The 13,840-nt window shown below is 59.1% G+C and carries 14 protein-coding genes; 7 read left to right on the top strand and 7 right to left on the bottom strand.

What is annotated here, in order from left to right; genetic code table 11:
• A partial coding sequence (locus tag EOC83_RS33095) for a hypothetical protein (RefSeq protein ID WP_245441855.1) occupies window positions 1–242 on the top strand: 242 nt, incomplete at its 5' end.
• A gap of 2,098 nt (window positions 243–2,340) precedes the next feature.
• Here EOC83_RS33095 and EOC83_RS31980 read toward each other — a convergent pair.
• From EOC83_RS31980 to EOC83_RS31975, 3 genes are all read right to left on the bottom strand, one after another.
• The gene (locus tag EOC83_RS31980; protein ID WP_013525092.1) at window positions 2,341–3,240 is read right to left on the bottom strand and encodes an SIR2 family protein; all 900 of its coding nucleotides are present in this window, start codon (window positions 3,238–3,240) and stop codon (window positions 2,341–2,343) included.
• A 367-nt stretch (window positions 3,241–3,607) separates the two neighbouring features.
• The gene (locus EOC83_RS32980) at window positions 3,608–3,760 is read right to left on the bottom strand and encodes a hypothetical protein (protein WP_156949289.1); all 153 of its coding nucleotides are present in this window, start codon (window positions 3,758–3,760) and stop codon (window positions 3,608–3,610) included.
• 18 nt (window positions 3,761–3,778) lie between these two features.
• Window positions 3,779–4,087, bottom strand: a complete 309-nt coding sequence (locus tag EOC83_RS31975) for a hypothetical protein (RefSeq protein WP_027161855.1) — start codon at window positions 4,085–4,087, stop codon at window positions 3,779–3,781.
• 557 nt (window positions 4,088–4,644) lie between these two features.
• Between EOC83_RS31975 and EOC83_RS31970 the strand changes: the two genes are divergently transcribed.
• The 3 genes from EOC83_RS31970 (at window position 4,645) to EOC83_RS31955 (ending at window position 8,141) form a co-directional block, all read left to right on the top strand.
• A complete protein-coding gene (locus tag EOC83_RS31970; protein WP_063170797.1) occupies window positions 4,645–6,279 on the top strand; it encodes a GMC family oxidoreductase in 1,635 nt (544 codons plus the stop codon).
• A 577-nt stretch (window positions 6,280–6,856) separates the two neighbouring features.
• Window positions 6,857–7,204 carry a hypothetical protein gene (locus tag EOC83_RS31965; protein WP_063170798.1) on the top strand — a complete coding sequence of 116 codons (348 nt, stop codon included), beginning with the start codon at window positions 6,857–6,859 and terminating at the stop codon, window positions 7,202–7,204.
• Between the two features lie 439 nt (window positions 7,205–7,643).
• Window positions 7,644–8,141: a metallophosphoesterase family protein gene (locus EOC83_RS31955; protein ID WP_063170799.1), complete on the top strand. Its 498-nt coding sequence runs from the start codon at window positions 7,644–7,646 to the stop codon at window positions 8,139–8,141.
• Between the two features lie 228 nt (window positions 8,142–8,369).
• Here EOC83_RS31955 and EOC83_RS31950 read toward each other — a convergent pair whose 3' ends face one another.
• On the bottom strand, window positions 8,370–8,801 hold the full coding sequence (locus EOC83_RS31950; protein ID WP_063170800.1) for a hypothetical protein: 432 nt from the start codon (window positions 8,799–8,801) through the stop codon (window positions 8,370–8,372).
• A 303-nt stretch (window positions 8,802–9,104) separates the two neighbouring features.
• Here EOC83_RS31950 and EOC83_RS31945 point away from each other — a divergent pair, with 303 nt between their 5' ends.
• Genes EOC83_RS31945 through EOC83_RS31935 form a run of 3 tightly spaced genes read left to right on the top strand, consistent with a single transcriptional unit; the run spans window position 9,105 to window position 11,236 of the window.
• Complete coding sequence (locus EOC83_RS31945; protein ID WP_224673147.1) at window positions 9,105–10,130, top strand: glycosyltransferase family 2 protein; 1,026 nt, start codon at window positions 9,105–9,107, stop codon at window positions 10,128–10,130.
• Window positions 10,105–10,797 (top strand): class I SAM-dependent methyltransferase, encoded by a 693-nt coding sequence (locus tag EOC83_RS31940; RefSeq protein ID WP_063170896.1) that lies wholly within the window; start codon window positions 10,105–10,107, stop codon window positions 10,795–10,797. The genes EOC83_RS31945 and EOC83_RS31940 overlap by 26 nt, the downstream gene beginning before the upstream one ends.
• Window positions 10,790–11,236 carry a GtrA family protein gene (locus EOC83_RS31935; RefSeq protein ID WP_244514440.1) on the top strand — a complete coding sequence of 149 codons (447 nt, stop codon included), beginning with the start codon at window positions 10,790–10,792 and terminating at the stop codon, window positions 11,234–11,236. The genes EOC83_RS31940 and EOC83_RS31935 overlap by 8 nt, the downstream gene beginning before the upstream one ends.
• Window positions 11,237–11,239: 3 nt before the next feature.
• Here the strand turns inward: EOC83_RS31935 and EOC83_RS31930 are convergent, their stop codons facing one another.
• The 3 genes from EOC83_RS31930 to EOC83_RS31920 are packed head-to-tail and all read right to left on the bottom strand — an operon-like array spanning window position 11,240 to window position 13,330.
• Window positions 11,240–11,863: a hypothetical protein gene (locus EOC83_RS31930; RefSeq protein WP_063170802.1), complete on the bottom strand. Its 624-nt coding sequence runs from the start codon at window positions 11,861–11,863 to the stop codon at window positions 11,240–11,242.
• A complete protein-coding gene (locus EOC83_RS31925) occupies window positions 11,850–13,097 on the bottom strand; it encodes a hypothetical protein (protein ID WP_063170803.1) in 1,248 nt (415 codons plus the stop codon). The genes EOC83_RS31930 and EOC83_RS31925 overlap by 14 nt, the downstream gene beginning before the upstream one ends.
• Complete coding sequence (locus EOC83_RS31920; protein ID WP_063170804.1) at window positions 13,094–13,330, bottom strand: hypothetical protein; 237 nt, start codon at window positions 13,328–13,330, stop codon at window positions 13,094–13,096. The genes EOC83_RS31925 and EOC83_RS31920 overlap by 4 nt, the downstream gene beginning before the upstream one ends.
• Window positions 13,331–13,840 lie beyond the last annotated feature (510 nt).

Here is a 13,840-nt window from a genome sequence, read left to right as displayed (position 1 = left end):
TTTTTCCTCCGGCGGTGATTTTCGTCGCCATGACAAAACTGTCTGACCTTGGACCTCGCATCCCCCGCAACGGGGGTAATTGCATTCGCGAAAAGGACCGCTTCTACGCGTGTCCATCTTGCGGCCAGAAAGTCGATCAGACCGATTTGCGGCAAGTCATGTGGCACGAACGGCCTGGCCACGAGCCGCTGGAGCCGGAAGACAGCGCGACGATAATCAAGTTCCCGGAGCCCCGGAAATAGCGATCAGTCGCATGTGACCCGCCGTCCATCGAGACAGCGGGCGCGACTTCCCCCCTCGCAAAAATCAAAGGAACAAAGGTCAGATCTCGCAGTTGTGCGATCACCTGGGAGGGAACGATGTTGCATCACGAAATCGGCACTGTTTCGGACTGGTCGAAGTTGGTGGCGGACGATCCTCTCATCGCCGCCGATATCGCCCAGCGTCTTTCTGTGCTAGCGTGCAATGACAAGTCTACCGCTGCCCACGTCCAGTCGCCCAGCGCCGTGAGATTTCGAGGTTCCGACCTCACCAGCGCAGCACCCACCGAGTATCCGCGGCCGATTGTGCTTCTAGCGACCATCTGTGGGTCGACGGCCGTGGGTATAACGCTGCTTCTGGCGGCGGCGGTTTGAGCCACGGGACCTGATGCCGCTCCCCCAGACACTGTCTTCGATTGAGATGACGCTCGAATGTCCGGCATGCGGAACGGCTTTCATCAAACCGGGGCGTTGGTTCATCGCTGCCGCCCACTATCGGTGCGAAGGTTGCCAGCGTTTACACCGCCTTACCTATCCAGAAAAGGTGGAATTGTTCGACAGATATACCAAGCGTCTGACGACAGTCTCGCAGCGAGGGACAACGAGGCCGCGCGAGTGCCCCAGAGGCAACGACAAGGCCAGTGACGCTCCACCGGGACGGGAAGGGTAACCGACGAGGCAGCGGAAGAGTGTTCGCCTGCCAGCACGTCCGGCTGATGCTTGGTTCGATCACTCGTTTTCTGACCATCTCGTTGACGTGCGGAATATCATGACAGCGACGACGGCAGAGCTTTGGTTCATAAAACCGAGGAGGTTCGTTTGAGCCTGGCTTCACGTTTAGGACGGCGTCCCGTAGCGGCCGCCACATGATCGAGCGGCCTTCATCCGCTGCAAGCACCTGCCGCGGCGCACGAATTACGCCGAGGCGTTGATGAGAGCATCGACACCGATAGACATGCCAAACGTCGGCATGCCGCGATGGTCTGTAGCACTCGCCATTCTGCACGATGCAGAGGGTGGCGCTTCCAGCATGTGGAACATATCGAAAGCCGCTGTGTTCTGGGCGCCAAAGGAGATCGCGATGATCCGTTGGCTAGTCAGAATCGGCGCCTTATATGCGGCATACAAACTCGGCGAAGCTGCCGGGCGCAGTGAGCAGGAGGTCATTCCTCTCCCGCCCTCCGACCGGCAACGGCAGCCAGGTAGGCAGGAGCGGACCGACCTCGGCGTCGAGCCATCCTAAAAAAAACGCAGGTCGCTGGCCGCAGGCCGGTTCTTCAGCGAATAAGCTCGTCCCATGACAGGCGTGTGACGCCAACGCTCTGTGCGAAGGACGGGGCGCGGCGCTGAGCTTCGGGATGTTGGTCCATCGATCGATGCACAGCGAAGACCCGTCATTGATCAGCAATGGCGGGTCTTGCTTTGAGACCACTTGGCCCGGGGTTGTAAGCCAAGCTGCCACCCAAACTTTGATTCGCGACACAGGTTCCCAGCTTGGCCAAATAATGCCGGTGGCGTCATCACCACACAAAGGCCCGCCGCTGAACAGACCAGGCGGCGACGGGCCGCACCAGACCGCTTGGCTGTGCAGGGCAAGCTGCATACCGAACATCGATCTTTTCATCAGGTTCCAGCGCCGTGGTTCGGACCGGAGGAGGCCGGTTCTGGTAAGGCAGCGTCCAGGTCGCCGACAGGCACCACACGAACATCTATCCCAAAAATTGCGATCGCATCGGGAGGACTTCGAAGCTGTCGCCAACTTCAGGCACCGATGATGGGAAGCGACGCTGCGCGTGTCCGGCCAAAGTCGCTATAATGTCCAAGGTTGCATCCCAACAAAAAAGCCCGCCACCTTTCGGCGGCGGGCAGTCTCACAGGGGGAAAACACACTGAACGGGAACAGTGCCCCCTTCGAAGCTTGTTGATGCGAGAATGTTCCAGCGCGTCCGCCAGAATAGTTGAAAGCTCACATGGGAGATCCATGCTCTATGGGATGCGATTTTCAAACTGGCCACACAAACTGGCTATGATCGCCTCTGGAACGACGTTCTCTGCCGTAGGGCGTTCCTTGAGAGCCCGCCTAGCTGCCCCTGGACCTGACTGTTTCAATCGCTCTTTGTCTGACGACGGTCCCCTCATGGGTCGTCTCTCCAGGCTCGGCTCCGTCCCCAACCATCTCCGCCAGCCGGCTGAGGAAGTCCACCAAAGCAGCTTGCGGCTCGTCGATTTCGCCGACGACGACCGAAATGCCCCAACGTCCAAGCACGGCCTCCTCCACAGGGTTTCGGCTGGTCATGAAGATGAACGACGGCGGGCGATCTTTCTCATAGCCGGACCGATGCCACGTCTGCCAGAGACGGTGCAGCAACAACCGAATGTTTGGGTCGGAAAGGCTATAGCCAATGAAGAGGATCGTGCTGCCGAGTGCATCCGAGCGAAAACGCACGTCCAGCGGAGAATTGAAGGAGAGGCGATCAAGGTAGTCCGTCTCGGTGAGGACGAGGGAAGAATCCTCGTCGAAATCACCATGGAATTTGACGATGTGGGTAACGCCCTGGCGGGCCTGCGCCACATCGCGTGCATTGGCCACTTTCACGTAGTCCCGACCGTATATTTCATAAGCCAGTTCCAGGTTACGGTCATAATTGGTTGTGTAGATGACAGGGAAATCGAGCTTCACGATGAGACGATGCAACTCGGATTTCTCGATCCGGTCCTTGGGGACAGACCAATTTCGGTCCATCCAACTGCGAAGTGGCCCGATGCTGCCATGCTTGATCCGATAGTACTCGGCCAGGGTTTGAAAACGATCGCGTCGCATGGAAAATTCGTCGTCGACACCGAGCTCCTTTGCCATTCGCTCTATCAGCTTCTCCCAAGAAGGGAGTCCAACACTGATCGACACCCCTGCCCCAACAAACAGAATTGCGCTGCGGTGGTGAATTGCGTTGGCGAGCGAATCCACAGGGTCATCGTTCATGGCCAAGGCTTTCGAGGCCACGCGCGCAGGCAGACCCTAAAGGCGCTTGTTGTTTCGGTTGTCGATCTTGGAATGCAGCCAACCATCTGGAACCGCACGGCTCATGGCAGCCGCATTGTGGTTCGCTGCCAGCGACCGGCTCCTGTTTCTGCTTACCGGTCATGTGGATCCGCTTCTGCGCCAGCCACTTGCCGCGGCTTCGTTCCAGTCGCGCAATTGCTGAGAGCCTGCGTCGCTTCGGGCCAGGGAAGACGGCGAGAGGGTAGTTCATTGTCGTGACGGCGATGATTGTCATTGCGGCCTAAACACCCGTGGGCTGACATGTTCCTTGTGCTCGAAAATATTCCATGTGGTGCCTTCGCCAGAGCTACGGGTTCAATGCGGGAATGGTCTCGCGTCCAGGGTCGCGGCCCGCCTCGCCGAAAGCGGTGGCATTGCAGTGTGCGTGACCGTCACGGTATGCGGTCACCGCCTCTCCCCGGAATTCGACCACCTTGTTGACCACGACGATTTCCTGCACCTGCCTGTCTTCCTCCCTTCACATCTGATCGTTGTAGGGCTGCTTGGTTATCCCGACTTGCCTGGCCAGCTCGGCAAACGGTGGCACACCCGCTTCGAACTGTTTGGTGTTAGCCAACCGCAAAAGCCGCAAAGGAAAACAGACTGCGTCCCGGTTGGCGGGCGACATGTCCTCGAAGAGGCGCTCATCAGCCGTGAACGAGGCCTCCGCGGTTTTCAAAGCCATATCGATATCATCAACCGAAAGAAGGCCCCTCCGGACCAAGGCGTTATTGACGGCAGCGACCGCCATAAGCAAACCTTCCAATTGCAGGTTGGCGACGTTCATGGGCCATTGTCCTTCATATCGTTGGGCGCCCGTCTATCGATAATCCTGCTCCGGAAGCCTTGTGGCGTGCGGCGATGGGATTGCCGGCTTGCTAGAGCGTTTCGGCTGCGCGGCCGCGCCGGAACTGGCATCTGGTAGCGCCATGGCTTGGATCTCCGGCTGCTGGACAACTCTCCACATGCCTCGAGGTTCCGGATCGCCATGGCAACCTCGCAAGCAGAGGCAAGGCTTCAGCCGGAGCCAACAGCGTGTCTGTCGGCGAGCCATGGGCGGGAAATCTCGCGAATGGAACCGGAATACCACCACCGAACTCAGGCTGAGAAGTGCGTTCACCATAACCATGCCCTTTGAGGGTGGTCGCAACAAAAACTCTTCCGGTTCGGGCCCCTTGAAGTCGTCACGGACCTCGCCACCAAAGCCACCTCTTTTGCGCCGGCGCTTCAAATGCGATCAATCGGGTGGTTGCCAACTGCTCCTCGCGCGCTACCTGCTTCGCCCAAGCCGGGCGCGAAGGGTGGGAGCGTGCCTTCGGGGATCGAACAAATCCGGAGTGAACGTTGATCGCTCAATTCACCGCAGCGGGCGACGGACTTGCCTACGACATCTGCATTGTCGGAGGTGGCACTGTCGGCCTGGCCATTGCCGCGGCGCTCGAAAATGCAAAGCTACGCGTCTGCGTTCTGGAAGCGGGCGGCAGGTGGCAGACCAAGAGATCGCAGGAGCTCTACCACGGCATTGTCGCAGATCCCCTCGTCCACCCGCCTGTCCAGAATTTCCGGATACGAGCGCTGGGAGGATCGAGCCGAGCATGGGGTGGCCGCTGCGTGCCGTTCGATGGCATCGACTTCCAGAAGCGGGAATGGGTGTGCAATTCGGGCTGGCCGATCACCTATGAAACCCTGCTGCCCTACTACCGTCGGGCGCACGAGGTGATCGAGGTCGGGTCTTACGACTACGATCCAACAAGCGCGTTGCCTGGTTCTCGCGTTGAACTATTCGAGGGCGTCGACGGCGATTTGTTCAGGACCCGCCTGGAGCGGTTTAGTCGACCAACCAACGTGTGGAAACGGCTTTCCGGGTTGCTGCGGACTTCGCGTCATATCCACATCTGGTTAAACGCTGCGGCGACGGGAATTCGCCTGGCGCCGAACGGGCGTTGCGTCCACCACATCGACTGTGTTGACTTGAAGGGCACAAAGCGTGAGGTCACGGCTTGCCATTACATTGTAGCCGCCGGCGGCTTTGAGACCACCCGATTGCTACTTGCCTCGAATGATGTGATGCCAGCTGGTATCGGCAACGCCCGAGATCAGCTCGGTCGTTTCTATATGGCCCATCTGGGAGGCACAGTCGGAGCACTAAAGTTGCCGAACGCCCAGCAGGCGGTTGCTTTTGGCTACGAGCGGGACGCGGCCGGCATCTACTGCCGAAGGCGGCTGTCGCTCACGGAGCGAGCGCAGCGGGAGCATTGCTTGCTCAACCAGATCTTCCGCACCCATCTCCCAGATCCAGCCGATCCCAGCCACAACGACCCGATCCTCTCGGCGATGTATCTCGTGAAAAGGACATTTCTCCCGAAACACCTCAGAGGTCGGCAGCAGCATTCAGTGACGCTGGACCAAAAGCTCGCGCACGTTCAGAACGTCGTATCGTCGCCAGTGCGCCTCGGGCGCTTCGGTTTGCGCTGGATGGCGAACAGAACTTTCGCACGGCGAAAGCTGCCCTCCATCGTATTGGGGCCGCGCGCCAATGGGGTCAATCTTGAGTTTCATTCGGAACAGGAGCCGAACCCCGCAAGCAGACTGACGTTGGTGAGCGAACGCGACCGATTGGGTATGCCGAAGCTGCGCGTCGATTGGAAAACCACGAGCAACGATCTCCAAAGCATCGCGCGCGCCTATCGACTGCTCGGTTGGAAGCTGGAGAAGATCGGAGCTACCATTTCAGGATTTGAACCTGGCCATGTGATCGAAATGGCAGGCAAATCAGGCGCCATGGACGGTCATCACCTCGGTACCACGCGAATGTCTGCGAGCCCGACCGACGGGGTTGTTGACGCTGAATGCCGAGTTCATGGACTGATGAACCTGCACATCGCGGGCGGCTCGGTTCTGGCAACATCCAGCCAGGCGAATCCCACCTTGACGATCTTGGCCCTTGGGCTCCGTCTCGCCGACAGGCTTCGCCGGTGATGATCACACCGGCAGCTGCTGAGTGACTGCGCCCAACTCGCGCCTAACGTGGGCTGCTTCATCACATTCGCAGGCCGCTTCCTGTGTGTCAGGCTATCTGCTGCCCGCACGTATCGCGGCAGCGTCTCTAGTTCGCGCCGCGCGAATGTGGGCAAGCTCGCCAGCGAGGCACGCATACTCGTTAGCTGGTGCTTAAGGCTCGTCCGCCACCTTCGCCATCGCTGTGCCATTAAGCGGCGAAAAACGACGCGACCGCGCAGCCTGTTGGCGGCTGTAAAGCATCCGAGCGCAGTTCGTTCGGCCTCGATTGGCGCCTTTTGCAAAGCGCCGTGCAAGAACCGTGGCTCGGAGCAGGCCTTACCCGACTGGAGTCGATAGCGAGGAGAGGAGTGCTTCGTTCAAAATCCCGCCATCGTGCCAACTTGCGCGCTTGATTGTTCCATTTCAGCACGTGCGCCGCTGTCTCCATTTTTGCGACCGCTTGCCCGAAGTCGGGGTTCCTTAAAATCAAAGCGGCCGCCTCGCAACTTCGGCCGTAGTCGTACGTTGTGCGATTCACTGCGTAGGAGTTCACAACATGCCGATAACAACCCGGAAGCAAAAGAGCGACTTTGCCAATGACAAACCCATCCCCGAGGAGGATGCTGCCGTACTCGAGAGCATCGCCGGCCACGAGGATAGACACGGTGCGGGACCGGGCGTTTTGGGGTCCCACGACATCGAACAGCCGATCGGCGCGCAGCCTCGAAGCGAGATCACGGGCCGTCACGACGAGGGAGCCGGCGCAAATGAAACGGTCGACGGGTTGAGCGAGACCGAAGAGATGACCCGCAGCTTCGCGGAAGACATCCCCACGGGATTAAGCGAAGGAGATGATGAAGACGTTCCGGTTTTTGAGCGAGGGCGGACCAGAACGGATCTTTGAACCAACGACAATGCTTCGCCCGCCGGCTCGGTGGCGTGGCCCTTAGAAGCGCCTCAGACTGGCTCACCCAAAAAACGCACCGCCGATCCCTCCCCACGCCGGCATGGAATTTATACAAACCCAGGAACGACATCAGGCGGCGGCGCTCAGCAGATTAGCAGATCCGAGGGGGAACAACCCGCCACGGTGATGGTTCGGTGGCATCAAAAAGTGATTGGGAACGATGGGTAAGAAGCCCAAACAGCCCTCAGAAGCCACGGCGGATCGTGAACAGGCGATCGAAGCGCTCTACTTTGCGCGCAAGTGCGGCCTCACCAAGGAGGAGGCACTCAAGATGCTCAGGGAAGCCCAAATCAGGATCGATGATGGACCCAAAAGGAGCTCCGGCAACCGAACTTAGAAGCGATCGTCGATCGCTCGTCTCAGCCAGCGGCGGCGCATGATCTTCTTCACCTCCGACACGCATTTCAACGATCCCCGTATTCTGCGGCTTGCCCCCCGCCCCTTCAGTTCATTGGCGGGGCATGACCAAGCACTGATTGAACTTTGGAACGAGACTGTTGCTCCAAGCGACGAGGTTTGGCACCTCGGCGACTTCGCCAAGGGATCTGCCGAGACAGTGTCTTCGCTGCTGTCCCGTCTCCACGGCACCAAGCACCTGATCATCGGCAACAACGACGGCGTGGTAACGCTCGGCGCTTCGGCTTGGGCTAGCGTGCAACACTACAAGGAGCTAACTGTCGAGGGCAGTTTCCTGGTTCTTTGCCACTACCCGTTCCGCACCTGGAACCAGATCGGCAAGAATTCAATAAACCTGCACGGCCATTCTCATGGCCGGCTGAAGCCAATGACGCGCCAGCACGATGTCGGGGTCGACGCCTGGGATTTTCGCCCAGTGACTTTTGCTGCCATTCAGGCCAGGCGCCGCGGAGGTTAGCGCAACAGAGGGCCGAGCGATCGACGTCTTCACGTCGTGATGTTAGCCGCAAAGAGAAGCCCAGAATCCTGCCCCTGGGAATGCAGCCTTGCCTGGAACGCACCGGAAGTAGAGCGCCCACCCGTCTGCGTGACAACTTTGGGGCCGAACCCCGTCGTCACCACGGCGGAGCGCTGGCGCGCCAGTCGTTCATCTCGGAACGAGCTTCAATCGCCGTCCTTGGCGACCTCAGTGCCACATTCTCTCTCTAAGCCACTTGAGAAACCTGTTCCCTCCGAGCGACCGGCGGACTCTAGCGGCAGCCCACTGCCCTCTGAACATGGTTCCGACATGGCAACTGCAGACGATGCCATGCAATTCCCCGTCAGACAGTTCGAAGAAGCGCTTTGCTTCCCCATAGGTGTCATCCTTCAGGCCTAACGCACGCAGTAGCGGGTCCTCGAAGGCCACTGTAATCGGCGAGCCCTCGCCGCGCGCCGCGTCGCGAGCTTCCCGCTTCAGATACTCAGTGCCGATAAGCGCTCTCAGGCGTCGCTCGGGATGTTGTTCCAGCAACTCAGCCCAGCGCTCGATGCGCTGTTGGCGGGTCATGATCGGGTATGTCGACAGGGGTTCTACATCTGCAATTGTCTGCAGTTGGCTGATAGTTTGGTGTTCCATCGTCGGCTCCTTTTGATCGAAGTCCCTTCCCCACAAAAATTATCGCGCGCCGACGCGCTGACAAGAGCTGGCAAGACGGCCTTACCCGACAATGGATTGCGAAATGACGAAACAGCGCATTGCTCCGCCGGCGCGCGAAACGATATCTCACTCCTAATCAGACCGAAGACGTTCCGAACGAACAGTTCGCCACCCGCCTACGGCAACTGTTAAATTAGTAACGTCTTATGGAACTTTGGGGCTGGCGTTTCATTCATCGGCATGGAGGCCAATGTGATCCAAGGTACCGGGACCGGAGCGAACGTGTCGCTGCGCTACTCACTGGTTCTGCCGATATACAACGAAGAACAAGTGCTGCCTCGCCTGGTCGAGCGCATCAGGTTGCTAATCCACCAGCTGGACGGTGAGACCGAGGCTATTTTCGTTGATGACGGAAGCCGCGACGGTAGCGTCAGATACCTTCGGTGCGTGGTTGCCGCCGAGCCTCGTTTTCGGCTGATCGAGCTTTCGCGCAATTTTGGGCATCAGATAGCAATTACAGCCGGTATGGACGCCGCCCAGGGGGATGCTGTCATCGTCATGGATGCCGACCTCCAAGACCCACCCGAGGTGGTCCTCGATCTGGTGGCGAAGTGGAAGGAAGGTTTCGAGATTGTCTATGCCCGGCGCGTTAAACGCGAAGGCGAATCCTTGTTCAAGCGCTTCACGGCAAGTCTCTTTTATCGCTTACTGGAAAAGATGACGACCGTCGACATTCCGCGCGACGTTGGAGATTTCCGGTTGGTCGGCCCCAAAGCGCTGAGAACTTTCAGACAGATGCCCGAACAGGATCGCTTCGTCAGGGGCATGTTTGGCTGGATGGGATTCAAGCAGGCGGCGGTGCCGTTCGAACGTCCAGCACGAGCCCTTGGCCAGACCAAATATCCATTCTGGAAGATGGTGCATCTTGCTGCTCACGCCATCGTCAGCTTCTCGGAACGGCCGCTGCGCCTGGCGCTCTGGGGTGGCTTGGCCATTTCTGCGCTGGCCGTCGCCTTTGGTGCGTTTGCAATTTATGCCTGGGCTTTTGAAACCGGCGTAGTTGCCGGCTGGACCTCGACCGTGATGATTGTATCGCTCCTGTGCGGCATCAACCTTTTCATGACCGGCGTAGTCGGGATGTATGTCGGAAGCATCCACGCCGAAGTGAAACGGCGCCCGCTTTACGTGATCGATCGCCTCACCGGCTTCGACCGGGCGATGCCTGCCGTTCCCGTCAAGAACCGACGATCGTCTCGAAAATCCCGGATTGGAGTGCCGGCCAATGTCCGAACTCTTCGACAGTTATAGATCGATCTATGACGAGACAGTCCAGGGATCGATCCAATTTTCAGGGCTTAAGCACGACTTCTTTCTTAAGGCCAAGGCCGAGTTTCTGCGACGCGTTGTGGTTGAACGAGGGCTGGGCTCTGATGGCTCTGGTGTGCGAGCGCTTGATGTCGGCTGCGGCGTAGGCGTTCTCCATCCATTTCTCAAAGGCGCCTTCGCGTCCCTGGACGGCTGCGACATCTCGCCGGACTCGATCCTGCGTGCCAGGGAGGAAAATCCTGGCGTCATGTACAAGGTCTGCTCCAGCCTGACCCTGCCATACGACAAGGGCGTCTTCGATCTGGCCTTCGCCAGCTGCGTCGTCCATCATGTACCGCCAGCTTCCTGGCTTGAGTTCGTACGCGAGATGCGGCGCGTCCTTCGCCCGGGCGGTGTCGCCTGCATCATCGAGCATAATCCCTATAACCCGCTGACGCGTCTGGCTGTGTTCCGGTGTCCCTTCGACCGAGATGCCGTGCTGCTCAGCGCAGCCAAAACAGCGTCACTCTTGCAGATGACAGGCTTCACGAACATCCGGTCCGAGCACTTCCTGCTGCTGCCGTCAGGCAGACCGTTTGCCCGAAACGTCGAGCGCATGCTCGCCCGCCTGCCGTTGGGAGCACAGTATGTGTCTAGTGCGCGTGCCTGAGCACCTGCCTCCCGGCGACGCGCTCACGCTGCTGGCACGATTCGGCATGGTCGGCATCTCTGCCACAATTCTGTATGCCGCTTTGGTTGCCGCTTTTTCCAAATCGCAACTGCTCGGTTTCACGCCCGTCCAGGCTTCGCTTGGGGCATATGCCGCAGCCGCCTTGTTTTCGTATCTCGCGCACAAATACCTGACGTTCGTGTCGGGCCGGTCGCATCGAACCACAGCGCCACGTTTTCTCCTGCTGGCGGCAACAGGCTTTGCCATTGCCTATGGCGCGCCGGCACTTATGACGGTGAAGCTGGGCTTGCCGCTCGTCGTTCCCGTCCTGATTACGTGCCTGCTCGTTCCCACCATCAATTTCTTCGTTCTTGACCGGTGGGTTTTTGCCGATCGCCGTCCCGGTCGGCACGGCAACCGCTCCCGCCAGCGGCGATAATATTTAAACGGCGTCCAGTCGAAACGACACCAATTTGATGGAGCGTTTGTAAATGCTGCTGGCGGCCTTGCTGGGCAGGATCCCGTCGAGATAGTCAAACGTCATCTCGAACGTGCTGGCGTTTGAAAAAGCTGCGTGCGGAATGAAGAACGAGACGGTCATGGGTTGCTTGCCCGACAGCGTGATCTTATGCACGGATACGCCATGGACTGAGATTATCACCCTCTGGGTCATCTGTGGCGGACGAACGACAGCGGCCATTTGTAGCGTTGCCTTTAGGCCGTCGCGAAGCGGCGGTATCTGCAGGCGAAGCCGCGAGGTTTCACCCAGCGAATGTGTGCCGTCGGCTGCTGGCCCCGACCAGCCACAAACTTTCATGCCGGAAGCCCGTTTGGCGCCGTCGGACCGGAAGGACACTGTCTGGCCGAGTGAGTAGCTGCCAACGGTATCGCGGTTGAGGCAGGTTGTCGTGCGGTCGATGTAATAGGCCCGATAGTCGGGGTGGACATTCGGATGGAGAGCCAGCGCAAGGATGAGGATTTCGGACACGGCCAAAGCCGCGGCGAGCGCGTAACCCCCAAGCGAGATCGCGCGTGCGTAGGGGTTGCCGACGTCAGACCAAAGCAAGGTAGCCCCCAATCCATGCCACCGTCATGAAATAGCAGGCGACCAGGAAGAGAAACAAAGCGGCTATCCAGGTCAGTTTCGATGCCGACAGCAAGAACGCCATCAACAGTATCAGAGGCGCAAGCCCAATGACGTATCTGACCATGGAGGCCAGATTCGTAATCAATGGCACGACAATGCTGATCGCGCAAAAGATACCAGCGCCATATTGCTTGCGAGCCATCAGCACGACTGATAACGCCAGCCCGGCGATTGCCGCGAGCGCACTCCATTGCGGCGCCGTGGGCAGCCACCCGGTCTTGGGAAACGCTGAGAGGCCGTCCCACAGAAACAGGATCGGGTTCCCAGCCACTCGTCCAAAGGCGCGTTGGACGTGCAGGAACGCAAAGCCGTCGCCGACAGTGACATACAAAAACAGGATGTAAGCGAACAAGCCGGCAGGCGAGATCAAGATAGCGACGAGCAGATCCGGCCGACCGAGCACCCAACGAGGAAAGGAGAGTGGTGAGCCGCCCCCTTTCCGATGCTGTTGGAACATTTCAATGACGGTCGCAAAGACGACAAGGACCCCAACAAGCCGCGTTGCCGAGAGGAGCGCTGACGAGATGCCAGCGGCGGGATAGCTGGAGCGTTTGAGTGCCAGGAAAACGCTCGAGGTCAGGAGCACGAAAAGAGGTTCGGAAAGGAAAGTGGTGAAGTGGAAGGAGAACGGGCCACTAAGCAAAAAAGCGCAGTACAGCACATAGGCCCGCATGTTCTTCTTCAGCAGCGGCCATGCCACCAGACATGCGGCGTAGCTGCATGCAAGTGAAGCGACGGTTGCGACCACTATCGTGGGGAAAGGAAAAATCGCTCGGATCACCGCTACCAGCATCGGGTAGAATGGAAAGAAGCCCCATCGTCCGACATTGCTTTGGTTCGGGATGGGAAAGCGCTCGTAGCCGCGTTCGGAAATGTCCACATACCAGTGGCAATCCCATCGGCAGAGCGCACGAGCATAAGACCCGAAGCCTGGTTCTGCCAATGTTGAAGCAACAGCGGCATAACGGATGGCAAGGCCAGTGAAACCGAACAGGAGCGGGACTGCCACCACCGCTGCCGCTACCATGTGGCGCCTGTTGATCGTCGGGCCGTAGTCGGGGAAAATCTCGAACTGCTCTGCGCCCTTCATCGACGGCGCATCGCCGGGGCTCTTGATGGCCGGGACGAGATTGTCAGTCCCGGATTTTCTCATCGCGGAGCACCGGCGCGGCGCGTTTCCATCCCCTGATGGGAGCCCGCTTCGACTGTGACCAAACCGCCGACCGTGGCCTTGCCAGCTTCATAGTCGACCGGCGTGGCGTGGCCCGGCGCCTTTGCCTTCTCCGGCGCGTTGCTTCCCCGACGGTCGTCGCGCAGTTCCAGATGAGTGACGCCGCCTGCCGTCACCTCGAGCCCAAAGTCGATGCCAGTCTGTCTCTGCGCCATGTGAGAGATTCTGGAGCGCGGCCGGCGGTCGTCAAGAGGTTGCTAATATTCGAACGGCAAAGGGCAACAATCCTTTGGCTGCATCACATATCAGTTCATTTTGAACCAGCCTTCGGGAACGCCTAAGGGCCGCGTTCGGCACCTTTGCCAAGGCGCGTTGTAACGAGCCGCAGCAACCGTTTGCATTCCGGCTCATGACGCAAAGCTCCGGCCAAGGAGTCTTTTCAGGCCGGTCGTGCCAAGCGGCCACGGCCCCAAGTCGCGCATGTCGACCTGCTAGCAACAGACCAAGGAAATCATAATTTGTCGAGCTCGCCGCTTCTCGCATGGACCGGTCGTTGTCGCCGTTTTGATGACCTCGGGACGATCGTGGGGCCAAATTGCTTGCCTAGTGGAGGTCAGCGTCGTCGAGAACACGATAATCATGCATGCCTCGCGGCCGGCGATAAGCTGTTGTGCAGCCTTGACGCAGGGATGGTCCACCGACAATCTAAGGTCTTTCTCCTTCCG

Source organism: Mesorhizobium sp. Primo-A (assembly GCF_003997175.1).
Classification (GTDB): domain Bacteria; phylum Pseudomonadota; class Alphaproteobacteria; order Rhizobiales; family Rhizobiaceae; genus Mesorhizobium; species Mesorhizobium ciceri.
The sequence above is the reverse complement of the archived record's forward strand: the minus strand, read 5'-3'. Positions and strand labels throughout refer to the sequence as shown.